The 17,422-nt window shown below is 62.2% G+C and carries 18 protein-coding genes, 1 tRNA gene and 3 pseudogenes; 7 read left to right on the plus strand and 15 right to left on the minus strand.

Going from position 1 to position 17,422, the window contains the following annotated elements:
* Window positions 1–72: 72 nt before the first annotated feature.
* Together AC5V87_RS24740 and AC5V87_RS24745 are read right to left on the minus strand one after the other, a co-directional pair.
* The gene (locus AC5V87_RS24740; protein WP_456837935.1) at window positions 73–945 is read right to left on the minus strand and encodes a DMT family transporter; all 873 of its coding nucleotides are present in this window, start codon (window positions 943–945) and stop codon (window positions 73–75) included.
* Between the two features lie 77 nt (window positions 946–1,022).
* Window positions 1,023–1,469 (minus strand): hypothetical protein, encoded by a 447-nt coding sequence (locus AC5V87_RS24745; RefSeq protein WP_495368025.1) that lies wholly within the window; start codon window positions 1,467–1,469, stop codon window positions 1,023–1,025.
* Window positions 1,470–1,750: 281 nt separating this feature from the next.
* Here AC5V87_RS24745 and AC5V87_RS24750 point away from each other — a divergent pair, with 281 nt between their 5' ends.
* Entirely contained in the window at window positions 1,751–2,014 is a 264-nt protein-coding gene (locus tag AC5V87_RS24750) for a hypothetical protein (RefSeq protein ID WP_495368026.1), read from the plus strand.
* A 22-nt stretch (window positions 2,015–2,036) separates the two neighbouring features.
* Here AC5V87_RS24750 and AC5V87_RS24755 read toward each other — a convergent pair.
* Window positions 2,037–2,497 (minus strand): annotated as a pseudogene (locus AC5V87_RS24755) (host attachment protein).
* A gap of 324 nt (window positions 2,498–2,821) precedes the next feature.
* On the opposite strand from AC5V87_RS24755, the gene AC5V87_RS24760 reads away from it, so the two are divergent.
* The 4 genes from AC5V87_RS24760 (at window position 2,822) to AC5V87_RS24775 (ending at window position 4,712) form a co-directional block, all read left to right on the plus strand.
* The gene (locus AC5V87_RS24760) at window positions 2,822–3,091 is read left to right on the plus strand and encodes a hypothetical protein (protein WP_456837931.1); all 270 of its coding nucleotides are present in this window, start codon (window positions 2,822–2,824) and stop codon (window positions 3,089–3,091) included.
* Between the two features lie 116 nt (window positions 3,092–3,207).
* On the plus strand, window positions 3,208–3,381 hold the full coding sequence (locus AC5V87_RS24765) for a hypothetical protein (protein WP_495368027.1): 174 nt from the start codon (window positions 3,208–3,210) through the stop codon (window positions 3,379–3,381).
* A gap of 90 nt (window positions 3,382–3,471) precedes the next feature.
* Window positions 3,472–4,020 (plus strand): hypothetical protein, encoded by a 549-nt coding sequence (locus AC5V87_RS24770; RefSeq protein ID WP_456837930.1) that lies wholly within the window; start codon window positions 3,472–3,474, stop codon window positions 4,018–4,020.
* Between the two features lie 128 nt (window positions 4,021–4,148).
* Entirely contained in the window at window positions 4,149–4,712 is a 564-nt protein-coding gene (locus AC5V87_RS24775; RefSeq protein ID WP_495371938.1) for a tyrosine-type recombinase/integrase, read from the plus strand.
* Here the strand turns inward: AC5V87_RS24775 and AC5V87_RS24780 are convergent.
* The 3 genes from AC5V87_RS24780 to AC5V87_RS24790 are packed head-to-tail and all read right to left on the minus strand — an operon-like array spanning window position 4,648 to window position 5,332.
* A complete protein-coding gene (locus tag AC5V87_RS24780) occupies window positions 4,648–4,854 on the minus strand; it encodes a cold-shock protein (protein WP_456837929.1) in 207 nt (68 codons plus the stop codon). The genes AC5V87_RS24775 and AC5V87_RS24780 overlap by 65 nt on opposite strands.
* 19 nt (window positions 4,855–4,873) lie before the next feature.
* Window positions 4,874–5,152, minus strand: a complete 279-nt coding sequence (locus AC5V87_RS24785; RefSeq protein WP_456837928.1) for a DUF2934 domain-containing protein — start codon at window positions 5,150–5,152, stop codon at window positions 4,874–4,876.
* 18 nt (window positions 5,153–5,170) lie between these two features.
* Window positions 5,171–5,332, minus strand: coding sequence for a DUF2934 domain-containing protein (locus AC5V87_RS24790; protein WP_495368028.1), 162 nt, complete (start codon window positions 5,330–5,332; stop codon window positions 5,171–5,173).
* Between the two features lie 173 nt (window positions 5,333–5,505).
* Here AC5V87_RS24790 and AC5V87_RS24795 point away from each other — a divergent pair, with 173 nt between their 5' ends.
* Entirely contained in the window at window positions 5,506–5,688 is a 183-nt protein-coding gene (locus AC5V87_RS24795) for a hypothetical protein (RefSeq protein WP_456837926.1), read from the plus strand.
* Window positions 5,689–7,275: 1,587 nt separating this feature from the next.
* On the opposite strand, the gene AC5V87_RS24800 is transcribed toward AC5V87_RS24795, so the two are convergent.
* Complete coding sequence (locus AC5V87_RS24800) at window positions 7,276–7,575, minus strand: hypothetical protein (RefSeq protein ID WP_495368029.1); 300 nt, start codon at window positions 7,573–7,575, stop codon at window positions 7,276–7,278.
* Between the two features lie 203 nt (window positions 7,576–7,778).
* On the opposite strand from AC5V87_RS24800, the gene AC5V87_RS24805 reads away from it, so the two are divergent.
* Window positions 7,779–8,111, plus strand: a complete 333-nt coding sequence (locus tag AC5V87_RS24805) for a PilZ domain-containing protein (RefSeq protein ID WP_456837924.1) — start codon at window positions 7,779–7,781, stop codon at window positions 8,109–8,111.
* Window positions 8,112–9,434: 1,323 nt separating this feature from the next.
* Here the strand turns inward: AC5V87_RS24805 and AC5V87_RS24810 are convergent.
* The 8 genes and pseudogenes from AC5V87_RS24810 to AC5V87_RS24845 all read right to left on the minus strand — a co-directional run bounded on the left by AC5V87_RS24810 (window position 9,435) and on the right by AC5V87_RS24845 (window position 17,357).
* Window positions 9,435–9,677, minus strand: a complete 243-nt coding sequence (locus AC5V87_RS24810; RefSeq protein WP_456837922.1) for an ATP-binding protein — start codon at window positions 9,675–9,677, stop codon at window positions 9,435–9,437.
* Between the two features lie 311 nt (window positions 9,678–9,988).
* A complete protein-coding gene (istB, locus tag AC5V87_RS24815; RefSeq protein ID WP_456837182.1) occupies window positions 9,989–10,732 on the minus strand; it encodes an IS21-like element helper ATPase IstB in 744 nt (247 codons plus the stop codon).
* Between the two features lie 11 nt (window positions 10,733–10,743).
* A pseudogene (gene istA / locus AC5V87_RS24820) lies at window positions 10,744–12,281 on the minus strand (IS21 family transposase).
* A gap of 117 nt (window positions 12,282–12,398) precedes the next feature.
* Window positions 12,399–13,046 carry an ATP-binding protein gene (locus AC5V87_RS24825; protein WP_495368030.1) on the minus strand — a complete coding sequence of 216 codons (648 nt, stop codon included), beginning with the start codon at window positions 13,044–13,046 and terminating at the stop codon, window positions 12,399–12,401.
* Window positions 13,043–14,594: pseudogene (istA, locus tag AC5V87_RS24830) on the minus strand (IS21 family transposase). The gene AC5V87_RS24825 and the pseudogene istA (AC5V87_RS24830) overlap by 4 nt, the downstream one beginning before the upstream one ends.
* 127 nt (window positions 14,595–14,721) lie before the next feature.
* The gene (locus tag AC5V87_RS24835; protein WP_456837921.1) at window positions 14,722–15,156 is read right to left on the minus strand and encodes an AAA family ATPase; all 435 of its coding nucleotides are present in this window, start codon (window positions 15,154–15,156) and stop codon (window positions 14,722–14,724) included.
* 1,473 nt (window positions 15,157–16,629) lie between these two features.
* Window positions 16,630–16,706 (minus strand) — tRNA-Arg (locus AC5V87_RS24840).
* A 153-nt stretch (window positions 16,707–16,859) separates the two neighbouring features.
* Entirely contained in the window at window positions 16,860–17,357 is a 498-nt protein-coding gene (locus AC5V87_RS24845) for a hypothetical protein (RefSeq protein WP_456837920.1), read from the minus strand.
* Window positions 17,358–17,422 lie beyond the last annotated feature (65 nt).

The raw sequence follows: 17,422 nt of genomic DNA on the forward strand, positions 1-17,422 counted from the left end.
AATGTGCTCACCCTAACACGGATGCGGGGCGCACGTCAGGGATGTATTCCGCCGCACCTCACCACCATCCGCCTAGAACCGGCGGTTGACCACGAACACCGCGGCTGCGCACATCACCATGCCGGCAATCGCCAGCGCATCGAGCTTCTCGCCGAACAACAGATAGGCCATCAGCGCGGTCACCGCAGGCACCAGATAGAACAAGCTCGCAACCGAGGTCGCGGCGGCGCGGCGGATCAGCCAATACAGCAATCCGATCGATCCGATCGAGAGCGCCACCGCGAGCCAAGCCAGCGCGAGCACGAACTCCTGCGTCCAGTGCACCACGCGGTCCTCGAACAGGAAGGCGCCGACCGCGAAGAAGACGGTGACGGAGACGTATTGCACGAGATTGCCGGCACGCCAGTCGATGTGGTTGCAGTAGCGGCGCTGGTAGAGCGTGCCCAGCGTGATGCTGATCAGCGATACCACCGAGGCGAGCCAGCCGAGCCCGGCTTCGCCGGTCATCGGCCGGTTGTGCAGGATCATCACCACTCCGCCGAGACCCAGCACGAGCCCGCCCCATTGCACCGGCGTCACCTTCTCGCCGAGCCAGCGGTTGGCGATGGTCGAGGTCAGGATCGGCTGCAGGCCCGGAATCAGCGCCGAGAGTCCGGCCGGTATCGAATGCGCGATCGCGATCGCTGTGCCGCCGAGATAGAAGCCATGGACGAGGATGCCGGCGACTGCGCTATGGGCAATGCCGGCACGGTCCGGCCATTTCGGCCGCGCGATGCCGGCGATGATCGCCATCAGGCCGACCACGATCGCCATGCGGATGGCGAGATAGGTCAAGGGATCGGCGTTGTTGACGACGTATTTGGTGCCGATGAATCCGGTGCTCCAGAGCACTACGAACAGGATCGGCGCTGCGCGGGCGGTCAGGGCTTCTTGATTATGATTCATTGCCGCCCTCATGCCCCATGGGGCCCCGTGCGGCAATGCGAATTTGTACCAGAGCAGTGCGGCCGCGGCTCAGCCGCTCACCATTCTTCCGGACAGGGGTCGATGATCTTCCAGAGCTCGACGCCGTTCTTGATTTTCTTCATGTCGGTGGTGAGCCCGCCATTGCGGCGGATCCAGTCCTTCACCGTATCGGGGTAGTAGGACATCAGGTCGGACGTCCCCTCGGCGCTGGTGACCTTGATGCCGAAGGTGAAGGCCTTGTCGTAATAGGCCTGGTGGAAGCCAAGGCTCGCCTTCGGCGTCACGCAGATCTTGTTCATTGGCACGATGCCGAGCACCAGGGTGCAGGCCGAGTTGCAGATGCCATCGATGATGACGCGCTCGCCCTTGTCGCGGACGCGCTTGTACTTGGCCTTATATTCCTCGACATAGCCGCCGTGATCGCGGGTGATGTGCAGCTCCGCCCGCGCCGGCGTGGCGGCGGCGACGAAGAGCAACAGCAGACTCAGAAGCGTGATGCGCATGGCGGCGTGACGACGACAGCCTTTAGGGATGGACCGGCCTCAAAGGAGCCCCATAAGGCCGGCGGCAGGATTCATTATCGAATTCTCTTTGGTCATACTTGTGTGGGGAATTCGTTAAGCATCCCGAAAAGGCCAAAAATGGGCAGCCTTGGAAGCCATTTCCGGCAATTCTGTCACACTCTCCCCGGAATCTGCGGGATCGGGTCTCCGGACGGGTGCCCCGGCGGCCCGAAATCGCTATAGATGAGCGACCTATTCGCGCCGGTTCCGGGAGAATCGAGATGAGCAAGTTGACGCTTGTAGCCGCAGTTGCTGCCCTGTCGGCCGCAATCCTGGTCCCTGGCCTTGCAGAGGCGCGGGGACATCACCGGTACCACTACTATGATGCCAACCCGCTGCCCTACTCGATCAGCTATCTGCACAATTACGGCCCCGGCATCACCCCCGGCACTTTCGCCTTTTACGACGGCCCGTCCACCAACCACTGCTACCGGGGCGCCGCCGCCTATGTCGGCCAGGACCGCCGCCGGCACCCCTGCTTCTGAGGGATGCCAGCGCGGGCTTTCGCTATCGGCCGGCGCCCGACCGCAGCAACTGCTTCTCGATCTCGTAGACCGGCAGCTTGACGAGGTCTTTGCCGACTCGCCTTGCAGCGCCTTGCGCAAGACGTCCGAATAGTCGGCGCGGATCATCCCGAGCGCGCGGGGCGAGGCCACCATGGTCAGGGCCGAAGTCTCGCCCGCACTGACGGCAGCATCGAGCCGGCCGGCGAGGCTCCGCAGGAAGGCGCGCTCGGCCTCATCGTGCCAATCGGTCTGCTCGACCGAACTGCGGGCACTGCCGGCCGCACCATGCAATCGACCGGGCGCATCGCTCCCTTGCGCGCTGGTCGCTGGATTGGGCTGCTCGTGCACCTCCCTGGTGTGAAGGTTCGGAAACATCCCGTCGCCGCGATTTTCCAGAATGAGCGCCTTGCGCCCGTCGCACACGACCAGCCAATCACCCTTGCCCAATCTCATCTTGTCCATTGCACAGCTCCAAGGCACGGCTCTAAGGATCTTGTGCGCCTGTCCTCGCGTTTTTCGAAAGACTGGCCACGGCGACAAGACTAGGGATGAAGCCGCGTCAATGAATTGCGCAAGATCAAGCATGACCGCGAGGTCTTGCGGGCCAACAGCAGCAGATGCAGCATTGGTCATGCGTGCGAGCCTGGGATAGTCTGGCAAGACAAAAGAAGGTTAGGCTTAGGCGGGCTGGCTGAAGATTTGTTCATCAGCATTACATTTCGGTTCCGCCACAATTTGATCAGAACGACTTCGATATCCTGCATCGCGTAAGCGGAGGAAGACATCATGAATCTCAAGACTGGCCTCGTCGCCGCGTCCCTGTTCGGTGCTCTCGCGGCATCGCCGGCGGCGTTCGCCATGCCCGTTGCGCCCACGCCTGCGACACCGCAGGTCTCCGGCGTCGAGCAGGTCCGCATGGTCTGCAACGCCTGGGGACGGTGCTGGTGGCGCCCGAACTACTATGGATATTACGGGCCGCGGCCCAATTACGGGTATTATGCGCCTCGCTATTACGGCCCGCGCTACTATGGTTATTACGGCTATCGCCGCTGGTGACATTTCGAAGGGGCCCTCGGGGCCCCTTCGCTTTTGCGGGCGGCGCGGTCGCCTGGAGCGTTTACAAAACTGATCTAGATCAAAGTGGAAATCCACCAGGCCGTCATGCTGCGACGATGGCCGATTTGATCGTTTTTCGTTGCCCGCAGACGGGCATGAATGTCCAGACGCACCTGGAGAGGCAGCAGAAGCAGGAGGGGCGCAGCTTTGCGTCCTTCGCCTGTCCCGCCTGCACGCGGCTGCATTTCATCGACCTCGCCTCCGGCCAGCCGATGAGCCGGGAACGTTGACGGCGACATTGACCCAACCGGCCTCTTAGCATGATGTCCGCAATACTACGGCTCGGAATCGGGTTTACTGAGACCGATGTTTCGCCATTTATGGCAAGTACCGACGTTCATTTGATTGTCACTTTGCAGCAGCCGGCAGACGTATGTTGTTCGACACCCTCGCCCCGTCCTCCGCGCTTCACCTTGGGGGAATATCCTCTCATGACACTCGCGCAGGCCGTGATCGCGGCAAACCGCCGATATGCGGACCTGCACGAAGGCCGCAATCCCGTCGCTGAGGCCCAGCGCGAGGCCGCTGAAGCCTCGGTGGGGGCTGACGAGCTGACCTTCAATCGGCTGGCTGACCGTTACGTCAACGAATATGCGAAGCCTCGCAAGAAATCGTGGAAGGATGACGAGTGGGTCTTGAAGCGGGCGAAGGCCGAATTCGGTCCCCGCATCGTATCGACGATCACCCGCAAAGAACTGGTCGTGTTCCTGCGCGGCCTCGCCGCCACCTCGGTGCGCAATGCCAATAAGACCCAGGCGTCCATCTGCACCATGTACAATGGGTCAACCTCGAAGATGAAACGATCATCAACGCCCTCGCCCGCATCCCCAAGGTTGGCGGAAAAGAGCGTGAGGAAGATCGCGTTTTGAGCGATGACGAGCTGAGAGCCGTTTGGCCCGCCTTCATCACTCCGCCCGATGCCGTGTTCTCGGTCGCGGTGGGGATTGCCGTTCGCCTGATTTTCCTGACCGCACAGCGGCCCTTGCAGGTCTCGGGGATGCGCCTTGACGAGCTAGCCGATCTCGACGGCCCCTCGCCGCGCTGGGACCTTCCTGCCTCCCGAATGAAGCGCCCCAAGCCTCACTCGGTCCCGCTGAGCGCAGAGGCCGTGAAACTCGTTAAGCAGGCGCTCGCTGAGAGACTGTACGACGATAGCCCCTACGTCTTCCCGTCCACTCGGGGCAAAGGGGACAAGCCGATTGACCGGCACGCTCTGTCTCAGGCGGTCCGCCGACTACGGCTAAAGCTGAAAATGGGCGAATGGTCCCCGCACGATGCGCGACGGTCAGCCAGGACGTGGGCGCGGGCAATGGGTATCGCACGCGACACCACGGAGGCCCTCACCCATCACGCCATTGTTGGCAGCGGGAAGACCTATGACCGTTACGATATGCAGGCAGAGAAGCGGCAGGCAGTAGAGGCGATTGCGGAGTACATAATTCGCGCCTTGCGGCACAAAGATGCGCAAAGGCCGCATAGCTCGGCTGCGGTGGCCTTCAGCCTATCCGCAAATTTTCGGCAGACATTTTGCCGCTACGTCCCGCGCGCGGCTCGTAGCTGATGCGAGCACCCTCAAGCAGTTGAGTATATCCCGCCTTCTCCACCGCCCTGATATGCACGAACACGTCCGGTCCGCCGTCCTCCGGCTTGATAAAGCCGTATCCCTTGGTTGGGTTAAACCACTTCACGATACCAATCGCCACGTTAGGTGCTCTCCTGATCTTAGGACTTCGTTTCGCGGTCTTTAACCTCGCGTTCCGCGCGAAGCCAGAACTCCAGATCGCGGCCGACAGGTTGCCCCGCTCCCTGCCAAAGCTCGTGCGCCCGCCTCCTGATCGCCTCTTCTACGCTTTCGGCTTTCAGTCTGCGAAGTCTGTCGCCTATCTCCTCGGCGAAATCTTCAAGCCGAGCCACGATCACCCGATCCGCAATGAGCGCGACGGCCCGATTGGCCAATTCGAGCTGATGCTCAAGTCGCCGGAGTTCGGGCAAGTATTCCATTGCGTACTCGCACGCTGGTCAGAGAGTGTCCGGTGTCTTCAGCTCGCGGCGGATTCTTTCTTCCTTCAGTTGCTGCTCGGCCTGAAACCAAAACTCATCAATCCGGCCATCAGGCTTCCCGGCTTCCTCCCAAAGCTTGTAGGCGCGGGCGCGTATCTCGTCTAATTCTGCTTGACCCATGGCGGCACCCATACGCGGCGGGCGCTTGTCCTTCGGGCTAGTAGCAGGCCCGCCTAGGCTATAATGGTTAACCCGACTCATGATGAGCGGTTCCCGAAGGTGAGCCCGCATATTTACAAGACTGTTTGACGCCTTGCGCCCGCTCTCCACAATGTGGCGGGGAGCCAAGCCAAATGGACTGGGAAAAAGAACTGGACGCGCCAGTTCGCGAGACTGCCGAGCTTGTCGCGCGCACAGCGTCGGCGAGCGTTCAACCGCAGGCCAACGTTCAGAGGGCGGTCACAGCGCTGACGATAATCGAGCGACGAATAATATTCGTGCATGATCGGATCGCAGGTCTTCAGCCGCTGGCATGATTAACTAAGCTTGCGGGAGGACGCCTTCGAAGCCTCTTCAAAGGCCCGTCCGACATCACCTAGGCTCGCGTCAAACTCGACCTCAAGCCGACCGCTCGCAAGAGTCCGCACTGACACAAAGTGCTTCCGGCCAGCATCGAGAACGGACGCCAGCTTTTCCCGCATTGCCTCCGCTGAAAGCCCTTTTTCCCCATACGTGGCGGGTTACCACCAACTGCCTCAGACGTGCGAGATCAGGAGGCACCTCGTTGTCGGTCATGCGCTCGCTGATAGCTGACCAGGGTGCGAGTGATTTGCCAGGGCTCAATCCGATACCAATCAAACACGTCGTCGAGACTGAGCGGCCGAGAGACTTCCCGTCCGCTCGCGCTGTCCGGCTCTTCGATCAGATAGAACTTGTTGCGCCCTGCCCGCACGAGCCGATCTCGACAGATCAAGCCCGTCGACTCGTCCATATAAACCCGAGTAGCTACGGTGAACCTCATCTTCATTCCCCAGCCCCTTTGATTGCGGCATAAGGTGCGCCGCTATCAATACAGCGTGGCAAATCTCTCAACGTGCAGGAAGTCCGGTATACTGCTAGCTTGACCGCGCAAGCGATGGATGGCATTGTTTCACCCACAGATTGTTATACTTGTAAGCTTACATATATAACTGCCGCGCCCGCTCAAACTATATTTTATCGGGTCCACGGCAGCCAACCGCCAAGCCGCCGAAGCAGCGGTCATTCAAGAAATCGACAAGGCTTTGGCTCTTGAAAAAGCGGCAGCCCCGCGACAGCACTGGTCAGGCGTTATACCTGACCAGTCCTGAGAGCGCTGCACGCTTTGGATACCGCCTGAGAAGCTCGCGGCTTCGTTTCTTTCCCAAACAATGCTCCAAGAACAATGGGCCGCAGTACGTCACGACGGCCTGCACCGCCGCGTGCGGAATGTACTGTCGGCGCGACGCCGCGTAGGCCAAGCCGGGCAAGATCATCTCAGGCAAGCTATCAAGAAGAATGAGCGCGCTCAAAGAGTCCTCGCACTCGCGGAGCTTCGCGAGCGCGGGGACTAAGATGTCCAGGGACGGCTCATAGGTCGCGCCTTGGCGCGGGGCGTATTGGACACGTTCCATTATTGTGCTCCCATCGTTGCGCCTTGGCTCGGTTTCGTACCGTTGTCGCCGGGACCTTGCATGCTTGTGCCGAGCCTGGCGGACAGCGCCCTTTATGCGCGCTTTCGATACCCCTATGTCTTCCGCGATCTTGGTGAGAGCCAGTCTCCGCGCAGCCGTCGCGGATTTGTCGACAGCGCGCCGTATGGCGTTACAAAAACCTCGAGTCGATAACTCGCGCGCCCAGGCTTCGAGCTTGGACGCGTCAATCTTTACTTCGATGCCCGACATACGGGGGCTGCCACTTTGTGGGCTCGCCGGACCGCGGCGTGATCTTGGCGAACCGCTCGCCCTGCTCGACCATGCGGGCCACGGGCGAACCGGGGACAAGTCCACTAGTGAAAGCGCTTCGGCTAATCGAGTCCAGCTTTGCAGCGGCTTCGTTCAGGGTATCCGCAAGCACGTTGAGCGCCTCAATGGTGGCGCGATCACTCACCGCCAATCCCCGGACGGTCCGCGTCGCACGCAAAGGGCATCGCACCATTGCCGCTGCGCAGATAATTCAGCGGTACGTTCCGGCTTCCCTGCTCCGACATAGCAGCGGGCTGAGCCCACGCCGATGCAGCTTGCGAGCAACGCGGTTAGCGTCTCGACGGCATCGGCGAGGCGTTCGAGCTGAGGCGCGGCGGCCGCGATCTTTTCGAGCGCGTCGGCGGCACGTCCGAGGCGGGCGTCTTCGGATAGCGCGAGTAGATCGGTCAGTCCGATGGCTTGGTCAGTTTGATTTGTCATGCTGTCCTTCTTTGAGTTGCCGGTTCCGGGTTAATTACTAGCTTCGATCCAGTTTTAAATGGACAGCGACACTGCTTGTTGCGTACGCGCAAGCGGCTCAACATGCGCGTATTGCCGTTTTCCGGGGTGTCGGCGGAGCCCCCGAAACTGACTTCGTAAAGTGCGATTGATTGAAGTTACCTCTCCATTTGGAGCATCTCGCCATGATCGAACGTCGTGCAATGGAGCGCATGCCGATCAACCGGGCTGCGCGGCTGTCATTTGGTGAAATTCAGGGAACGCATCCGTGCATGGTGCGCGACATCAACGCTCTCGGAGCCTGTATCTCCACGCCCTACTACGTGTTTGCGAACGAATTTGTGCTATCGTTCAGCGGCCATTCCGTAATCTTCATCTGCCGCGTCGTATGGAGAAAGGAAACACGTTGTGGCGTTACCTTCCTTCTGCGCCGCAGCCCGCCGAAAGTGGCGAATGATTCCTGCGACAGTTTCAGCGGGCCATGGCGGCCGCTTTGTACATTTAGCAAGTTCACTTAGAGCGAGGCGGATAGCACGCCGCGCCGTTCCCACCCGAAGCGATAAAGGACCGGCACGGCGGCTGCGCCCACCAGGCGGACTGCCGCGCGGCAGATGGACCGCGCGGCATACCTGATAGGACCGAGAGCCGGACGCCCGCTACGCACGGCCCTCACCTATTAGGCCTCTCGATTTGCGTAACTTCGGGCCTCCAGCGGTAAGCCTTTGAGCTTCTGAGTTAAATTCATCCTCTCCTAATTCATTTTGGGAATGTCGGGTTTAGGCGTAGGGTCCAAGCATGGACCCTCGAATGATCCGCGAGCACCTAGCTCAAGCTGAGCGCCACGTTGCGCTCAGCGATAAGCATATTGCCCGTCAAATCGAGATCATTGACGCGCTGGAACATGCGGGCCGCTTGACCGACCTAGCTCTAGATATTCTCGCCACGTATCGGCTGCTTCGGGCCTCTCATGTGGAGCACCGCGACATAATCCGCAGGGAGCTGGGGGGGGCGGGTGAGGCCGGGCAAGGAAGCTACGCCCTCCTGTGGGTTCGCTTCGCCGTGCGCAAACTTCTCGGTACTCGGTCGTTTATCCCCGCTCGCTCCGTTCGCAGTCCACCTATGGCACCCCGGCCCTTATAGGGCCGGGGGAAGTGCCATAAGTCGGGATGGACCAACTCTATGGCAGGTGCCATAGACTGCCATGGCACCGCTCATCCTGTTGTACCTGCGCGACTTTTAGGCGGGGCGCCTCATGGCACGTCCATGGCACTGAGCCCTGAAAAACCCATGGCAGAAGCCATGGCAGTGCCCAAAGTGCCATGGCAACTGCCATGCCCGCTTTAGATAACCAGAAAGTACTTCGAGGCCTTGGCGGTAAGGCGCTCCGCCTTCACGGTTGCCTGTGCCACACACCAGACGCCTCTCAGGTCGAGCGCTGCGAGAGGCTTCCGTTCGAGGTCGCATAGATTTCCGCGCTCCGCGTTGATGGCTCTGCGCAGCGTAGGTAGGTCCAGAGCGATCTCATCGAGCGGCTCGCCCTCCGCGGCCCCGCGTTCGGCCTCGGGTACGGGCGGTCTCTAGGAACATGTCCAATCGATCCTCACGGCGGTCGGAAACCTTGATAGGCGGGACCTCCCCACCTTCCCCATCTGCGACCGCGAGACTCGGGTCGTGATCCTCCATCGCGAGCACCACATCCATAATGTCACCGTCCTCATCGCGGCCGATCTCGACGCCTCTGAGCCGCTACCCAAAGCGAACTTTGGAAGGATCTCCGATTCTGAATGCGTATTTCGCAAAAACGCGACAGTGGTTTCGCTAACTGACGGACAGCAGTTTCGCTAAATCGCGGACAGCGTGGCGGCGCTGGCTTTTGGTTGCCTGGTTGTTGAAGTCAGTTGGTATTCGTTTCGCTGTTTTCGACGTCGGTCAAGGGGGCGCGCGGCTTTTTTCCTTCGCATGCTGTCGCCTTCGAGAGCGATGCGGTGGGAGTTGTGGATGATCCGGTCGAGGATAGCGTCTGCGATGGTCGGCTCGCCGACCATGTCGTGCCATTGCGCAACGGGCAGCTGGGCGGTAATCAAGGTCGATTTGCGCCTATAGCGCTCTTCGAAGATTTCGAGGAGATCAAGGCGCTGCGGATTCCGATGATCTCGCCCGGGTGTACCGATTTGATCTCGCCCAGGATTCCGAGATGATCTCGCCCACCATTCCGATTTGATGTCGCCCGGGGCGCGAGGCGTTCTGGCTGTCTGGTTTCTGGCATCGACGAAGCCGCGTGGTCAATCTTGAATCGCGGCTCGAAGGACTTGTTTTTTGCTGCTCCTGCTGTGGGCATGTGGGCAACGCCCTTCGCGTTGTCCAAGCGCAGCGGCATGTCCACAGCGCCACGGGCTCAGGTCTTTCGGCCGGGCTTACGGGTTCGCCGCAGGCTCTCGCCGTTGAGATCGATCCGGTGAGCATTGTGGACCAGGCGGTCGAGGACGGCGTCGGCGTAGGTGGGATCGCCGATCAGCGCGTGCCATTGGTCGACGGGGAGCTGACTGGTGACGATGGTGGAGCGGTGGCCGTAGCGGTCCTCGAGGATCTCCAGCAGGTCGTGGCGGGCTGCGGCGTCGAGTGGCTCGAGGCCCCAGTCGTCGAGGATGAGGAGATCGACACGGCCGAGCGCGCGCAGCAAACGGGGATGGCGGCCGTCGCCGCGCGCCAAAGCGAGATCGCTAAACAGCCGCGGGACGCGCTGATAAAGCACGGAGCGATTGTCGCGGCAGGCCTTGTTGCCGAGCGCCGAGGCGAGCCAGCTCTTGCCAACGCCGGAGGGTCCGCAGATCAAAAGGTTGGCGTGGTCGTCGATCCATTGCCCTTCAACCAGCATCGTCAGTAGGCTGCGGTCGAGGCCACGCGGGGTGCGATAGTCGATGTCCTCGACGCAGGCCTGCTGACGCAGCTTGGCGTATTGCAGCCGCTTCGAGAGCCGCTTGTCGCGTCGCAGCGACGCTTCGCGTTCGAGCAGCAGCGCGAGCCATTCGGCGTGGCCGAGGCTTGCGGCATCGCCGCCGGCTTCGATGTCGGCAAAGGCCTTGGCCATGCCATGAAGGCCGAGCGCGTGGAGTTGATCGAGGGTCGGATGCGTGAGCAAGGCGTGATCTCCTAGTTGTAGTAGCGCGGCCCGCGGATGTTGGGATGAAGGATCGGCGCATCGTCCGCGGAGCGCTTGGGGGAAGGACGCCGATCGAGATTGTTGGCGAGGATCGATTTGACCGAGCCGTAGGTGCGGGCGCCGATGTCGATCGCCCGCAGGGCGGCGGCATCGAGCCGCTCTTGCCCGTAGGATCTGGCGAGCCAGATGATGCCGAGGCAGGCGCGGAAGCCCTGCTCGGGGTGCGTGCGTTCATCGAGGATCAGGTTGCACAGCGCCGCGGTGGCCGATCCGATCGAGGCGGCATCCTTGCGGATGCGCTCGATGGTCCAGCCGGCGTAGCGCCGATGACTGGACGCCATGTGTTCCGGCAGGGTGGTGTGCTTGTGGTTGCCGCTCATGCGCTGATGCGCGGCGATCCGCTCACCCTTGTGGAATATCTCGACGGTGCGGGCGGTGAAGCGCACCTCGACCTCGGCGCGGACGAAGCGATGCGGGACGCTGTACTAATGCGCCTCGACCTCGACGTGGTAATCGATGCTGACCCGGCAGATCCGCCACTCGGCGAACACGTAAGGGCTCTCCGGCAAGACCCTGAGTGCCGGCCGGTCGATCTCCTCCAGCAGCTTGCGGCGGGTCACGCCGAGCCGCCGGATCGGTCGCTCCTCGTTGAGCCGGGTCATTAACTCGGCGATCGCCGCGTTGACCTCGGCGAGGCTGTGGAAGGTCCGATGGCGCAGCCGTCCGAGCAGCCAGCGCTCGACCATGAGGACCGCCTGCTCGACCTTCGCCTTGTCCCGGGGCCGCCGTGGCCTGGCCGGCAGAATGGCGGTGCCGTAATGCGCCGCCATGTCGGCGTAGCTGCGGTTGATCTGCGGATCGTACAGGCAGGCCTTGATCACGGCGACCTTGGTGTTGTCCGGCACCAGCAGTGCCGGCACGCCGCCGATCGCCTCGAAGGCGCCGACATGGCCATCGATCCAGTCGGCGAGCCCCTGCGTCCAGGTCGCCTGCGCGTAGGTGAAGCTCGATGCGCCGAGCACCGCGACGAAGATCTGCGCAACTCGCCGCTCGCCGGTGAACCGGTCGATCACCACCGGCACGCCGTCGCCCGCATAATCGACGAACAGCTTGTCGCCGGCTGCATGCGACTGGCGCATCGTCACCGACAGCCGGCCTTCCCAGGCCCGGTAGAGCTCGCAGAACCGCGAATAGCGATACCCGCCGGGTTCGCCGGCGATGTACTCCTCCCACAGGATCGCCAGCGTCACGTGCTTGCGCCGGAGCTCGCGGTGCACCGCCGCCCAGTCCGGCTCGGGCTGCCGGCGATGGCCACGCCGGGTGCCGAGACCGGCTCCGTGCTGGCGAACAACCGGGCTTCCAGCACAGCGTCGGTGATGTCGTCGGGCAATGGCCAGGTCAGCCCAGCCGCCTCGAACCGGCGGATCGTCAACCGCACCGTCGAAGGCGCTGTCCCCACCCGCCGCGCAATCTCGCGGGTCGGCATCCCGGCCGACTTCAATCTGATCACATCGCGCACATGGCGCATCGCAAACCTCTCCGTCGGCATCCAGGTCCCCCTTCGCAAAGCCGAAAGGCGGGACCGTAGCGGAGCCAGAAGAGGCCTCGTCACCCGGGCGACATCATCCCGGAATGGTGGGCGAGATCATCTCGGAATGGTGGGCGAGATCAAATCGGAACGGTGGGCGAGATCATTCCGGAATGGTGGGCGACATCGAGCGGAATCAGCAAGGCGCTGCTGATCATTGAGGGTGTGGGTGCCCCAGTCGTCGAGGATGAGCAACTGGACCCGTGCGAGCTTGTCGATGAGGCGCGGGAAGCGACCATCGAGACGGGCCATGGCGAGGTCTTCGAACAGGCGCGGCATACGCAAATAAAGGACGGAATGATCGAGCCTGGCCGCCTGGCGTCCGAAGGCGCACGCCAGCCAGGTTTTACCAGTCCCGGTCAGGCCGGTGATGATGAAGTTCTCATGGGCTTTCAGCCAAGCGCCTTGCGCCAGCTGCAGGGTGTTGCGCCGGTCAAGGCCGCGGCGGGATGCGAAGTCGACGTCTTCGATACAGGCGTCGACGAAGCGCAGCTTGGCTGCGGCGAGGCGATTGGTCAGGCGCCGGTCGGCACGCATGGCGGCTTCACGATCGAGCATCAGGCCGAGCCACTCATCCCGGCTGAGATCGGCGGCATTGTCCTGTTCGGCTAGTTGCCTGTAAGCGGCCGCCATTCCGGCAAGGCCGAGGGCCTGCATCTGCTCGAGGGTCGGGTGGGTCAGCATCGCGATGTTCCTTTCCTTCATTGATAATAGGCGCCGCCACGGATGGTTGGCGTGGGAGGGCGTGGCTTTGATGGGCTCGGCGGCAGGGCTCGCGCGGTCCAGCCCGGATTTGAGGATGGCGCTCACGGAGGAGTAATTGATCGCGTTGATGGCGAGCGCCCTCTCACAGGCCGCTTCCAGCCGATTGCGCTCGTAGCGCCGCGCCAGGGCGATGATCCCCATGGCGGAGCGATAACCCTGCTCGGGATGCGGGCGCTCACGCATCATCCGCTCGACCAGGGTGGCGGCGTTGACGCCGACCCGCGCCGCCATCTTGATCAAACTCGCCGGTGTCATATTGGCGTAACGCTGATGGGCCTTGGGCATGTGCTCGTTCACGGTGACATGGCCGCTGCGCTGAGAGCGGCGCACATGGCTGGCGACACGCGTGTGATCCTGGAAGATCTCGACGGCTCGATACGTGAGCCGGACGTCCACCCGACGGCCGATCAGTCGGTGCGGCACCGAGTAAAAGGTCTTGTCGACTTCGACGTGATAATCGGGATGGACCTTCGCGGTTTTCCACTCGGCGTATTCGAATAGTTCGCTCGGCAGCGGCGCCAGCGCCTCGCGCTCGATCTCCTCGAACAGCTGCCGGCGGGATTTGCCGATATGGCGCATCGGCCGATTGTTCAGCTCCTCCAGCAAACCGCCGATCGCGGCATTGAGATCGGTCAGGTTGAAGAACCGCCGATGGCGCAGCCGTGCCAGAATCCAGCGCTCAACAATTAGCACCGCGCCTTCAACCTTGCCCTTGTCGCGGGGCTTGCGGCTGCGGGTCGGCAAAATCGTCGTGTCGTAGTGCTCGGCCATGGCGGCAAAGGTTTGGTTGAGCGTCGGCTCGAACCATAACGCCTTGACGACCCCGGCCTTCAGATTGTCGCAGACGATCGCCTTGGGGACTCCGCCGAAGTACGACAGGGCCCGGGTCTGGCCTTCGATCCAATCTGGCAGTCGCTGACCGAAGCTCGCCATAGCGAAGGTCAGCGACGAGGCCCCGAGCACCGCGACAAATATCTGCGCCTGACGGATCTCGCCGGTTTGCGGATCGGTCACCTCCACCGTCGGGCCGGCATAGTCGGTCTGCATCACTGCACCCGCCGCGTGGCGGTGGCGGAAGGTTGGGTTCGCCCGCCGCCGATAGGCGTCAAACTTCTCGCAGAACCAAGTGTAACCGTAGCCGTCGGGATGAGCCGTCCCGTATTCCTGCCAAAGCAGCGTCAGCGTCACGCCCTTGCGCTTGAGTTCCTGCGCCACCCGTGGCCACTCAGGCTCGCTCAAGTCCTGCGGAGGCCGCCCGACCCGCCGGAACAAGGCCCGCTGTAACGTCGCCTCGCTCTCGCAAATCGGCGGCAGCGGCCAGCTCAAGCCCGCTTCGCGCGCCCGCAGCAGGTAGGTGGCAACCGAGGTCTTGCTGATCTGCAGCCGTTCCGAGACTGCCCGCACCGACAGGCCCTGCTCGTACGTCAGCCTCAGGATCGATCGTAGGTCCTTCACAGTGGTTCGTTTCGCTTGCTTCCGTCTCGGCATTGCCCCTCTCAAACTCAGCTTGAGAGAGAACATTGCCTGAACGGCGCTCCCGAAAACCAACCTCCCGCAACTGTCCGCGATTTAGCGGAATCCCTGTCCCGGAATTACTGAAATCGCTGTCCGCGAATTACCGAAATCGGTGTCCGGAAATTGCCGAAACACGCATTCTGAACTTCGAGCCCGCCTCGATAGTGCCGCGTCCCGTCTTCGCGTTGCGCGAAACTTCAATCACAGTGTCGACGTTGCCCTGCAATTGCCCGTCTCCACGCACGTGCTCTCCTGCTTTGGTGGGGTGCTGCAGGCTTGCGACGTTCGCGCCGGTTGCCAATGAAATGCGCTGCATGGCGACAACGAAAATGCCGCCATGCTCGCGGTCATTTCCAGGAGCGATGCTTTGGCTGAGCGTATCGATGATAATCATCGCCACCGGCATGCCGTAGTGCTCGCCCGTTTCTTTGGCGATCCTGATCAGCTCCTTCTCGTCGGCGGTCGCTTTTCCGTCCGCACCATAGAGCCCGCACGGCCCCCCACTGAAGACAGCCGTCTTACCGGCTCTCCACAAGCCCGAGACAATCGAAGTCGTGCCTCTAGCGATAAAGAACTTCCCGCACCAATCGAGGTGGCGAGGCTCCGCGCTGCGAATGTCTTCGATGTACGCGATCTTAGATTGCTTACCGATAGACTGATTGTCCCGGCGCTCTTCGCTCTCTTGAGTCGTCTCGCCAGCGTCAAGCGACCGCTGGCGTTCAGCTTTGGAAATCCGCTGCTCGCGCTCCCGCTCAGCTTATCTTGCCATTCGGCCCACCGCTCTTCAGTGCCGCCGTTCGCCAGGAATGCAGTCTTCTCGTCGACATCCTGCTGGTGCTTCTTGAGTCCTTGATTCTTGAGACTCTCACTGGCAGCGGCAACGAAGATCGCTTTATCGATCTTGCCGCGCGTTCGCCCGATAGTGCGAAGGTAACGGCTCGCGCGCTCCAAAGCATCAGGCGTCGATACTATGGGGCGGCAAAGCTCGGCTAGCAGCTTGCGCCGGTCCTCGAGTTGGCGTCGCATCCTGTCCAGAGCACGCTCAGCCGAACGCTCCAGCTCGTTAAGTTCGCTCCCATCGGATGCGCACTCCTGCCGTCTGTCGGCAATCGCCCGGATCGTCGTCTCGCTTTCGTCTTCAATAGGACTGAAGGTCTGCTCGATAGGCTTGAAACCCCTCCCCGTCCGGCGCAAGGGGGATGACGTAGTCGAACGTCACCCCAAGGATGCCGTTTGCCTGACGGGTCGCCTCGGCGCGCTCAGCCGGTGACAGAGCTAACAGCCGCGGTCGCGAAGCCGCGGCCGGTTGGTTGGAACATGATTGCATTCGGGTTCTCGCGGAAGTTCGTTAGGCAGCCAGGACGGAAGCGATGACGCTGGCGCGGTAGCGGCGGGAGCCTCCGAGCTTGAAGCCGTCACCAGCAACGGAGCGGCCAGCCTTGGAGTAAAGCCAAGGCCGGGTAACTCGAAGCGCCGTGCAGACTTCCTCGACGGTTAAGGCAGCTTCGCCCGATAGAGCCGCTAGGCTGCATTTGGGGGCCTGGCGCTCTGAGAACGATAAGAGCGGGTTGGGCGGCAGTGCGGTAGTCATGGCGCAGGACTCCTCCTTCCCCGGCGAGCTGGTTGCTCCGGAGGCGTGTCAGTGATGACGCCCGGCAGGCGGGCGATGGTGCTTGGTCTGGAACGGTCTCGCGAAGTGCGCCGGTTTAGGGTATCCGCGCGCGAGCTATCGTTTAGGACCGTTAGGCAGAAGGTCTCACGGCTCGGTTCTGGGGGTCAACTTAAGGGGCAAGACAGTCTAAGGCAGACCCGAGCGGCTCTGGCCGTCTCCGGCCTTCGCACGACGCATGTAGACGGCGCGCCGTTGTTCTTGAACAAAAAATATCGCGCCGGGGGCCCCCTTCCCCGAAGCGCGCTGCCGTGGCTCGCCCGACAAGTGGAGGTATCCCGCCGGTTTCCCGAACGCAAAATCCACCGATTGAAAATGACGTTAAGCTGTTGATTTTGCTGGCGCGCTCGGAAGGATTCGAACCTCCGACCCTCGGAATCGAAATCCGATGCTCTATCCAGCTGAGCTACGAGCGCCCTGGCCCATTGGAGGGCCGCAACCGAGAAGCGCCGGGACCGCGGCTGGCGAACCAGCGCAGCAGGCGGCGTTCGGACGGCTTCGAATTAGCAGAGAGATTGACCAATAAAAAGCCCTTCCCGCCTCCCCGGAGGCGGGTCACAGCGGGGTTGTCACCAGGTCGTGTTGAAGAGGCCGAAATGCGGCTGCTGTGCCACCATCATCGGCCGGCCATACTGCGGCCCACCATATTGTGGCCCACCATAATACGGCGGGGCCGGATGCACTCTGGCGACCTTGCGCTTGGGCTGAGCCTGGGCCTGCGACTTCTTGGCGGCGTCGGGCTTCGAACCAGGGGTGAACTGGGCAAATGTCTCGCGCACCCGCGCCTTGGCCGACATCTCCGCCAGGGCGGCTGCCGACGCGGCGTCCGGCGGCTGAGGCGCGGCCGCGGCCGTCTTCACCACGGGCGCCGCAATCGTCGGCTGGGTGGTGTCGAGCACGACACGCTCAGGCAGGTGGCGATCCGACCTGATCCGGATCAGGGGTTGATCATTGCTCGCGGTGGCAACAGCCTGCGCCACAGGTGCCACCGGCACCATGTAGCTCACCGCGAACAACAGTGCGAGCAAAGCTCCACCGACATAAACGAAGTACCGAAAGATGGGCATTGGCCACGCTCCGCCCCCCGCATCCCCGCGTGGGCTCTCCGCCTCAACGGGCGATCCTTTAATTG

This window comes from Bradyrhizobium sp. SOJA106 (genome assembly GCF_059448745.1).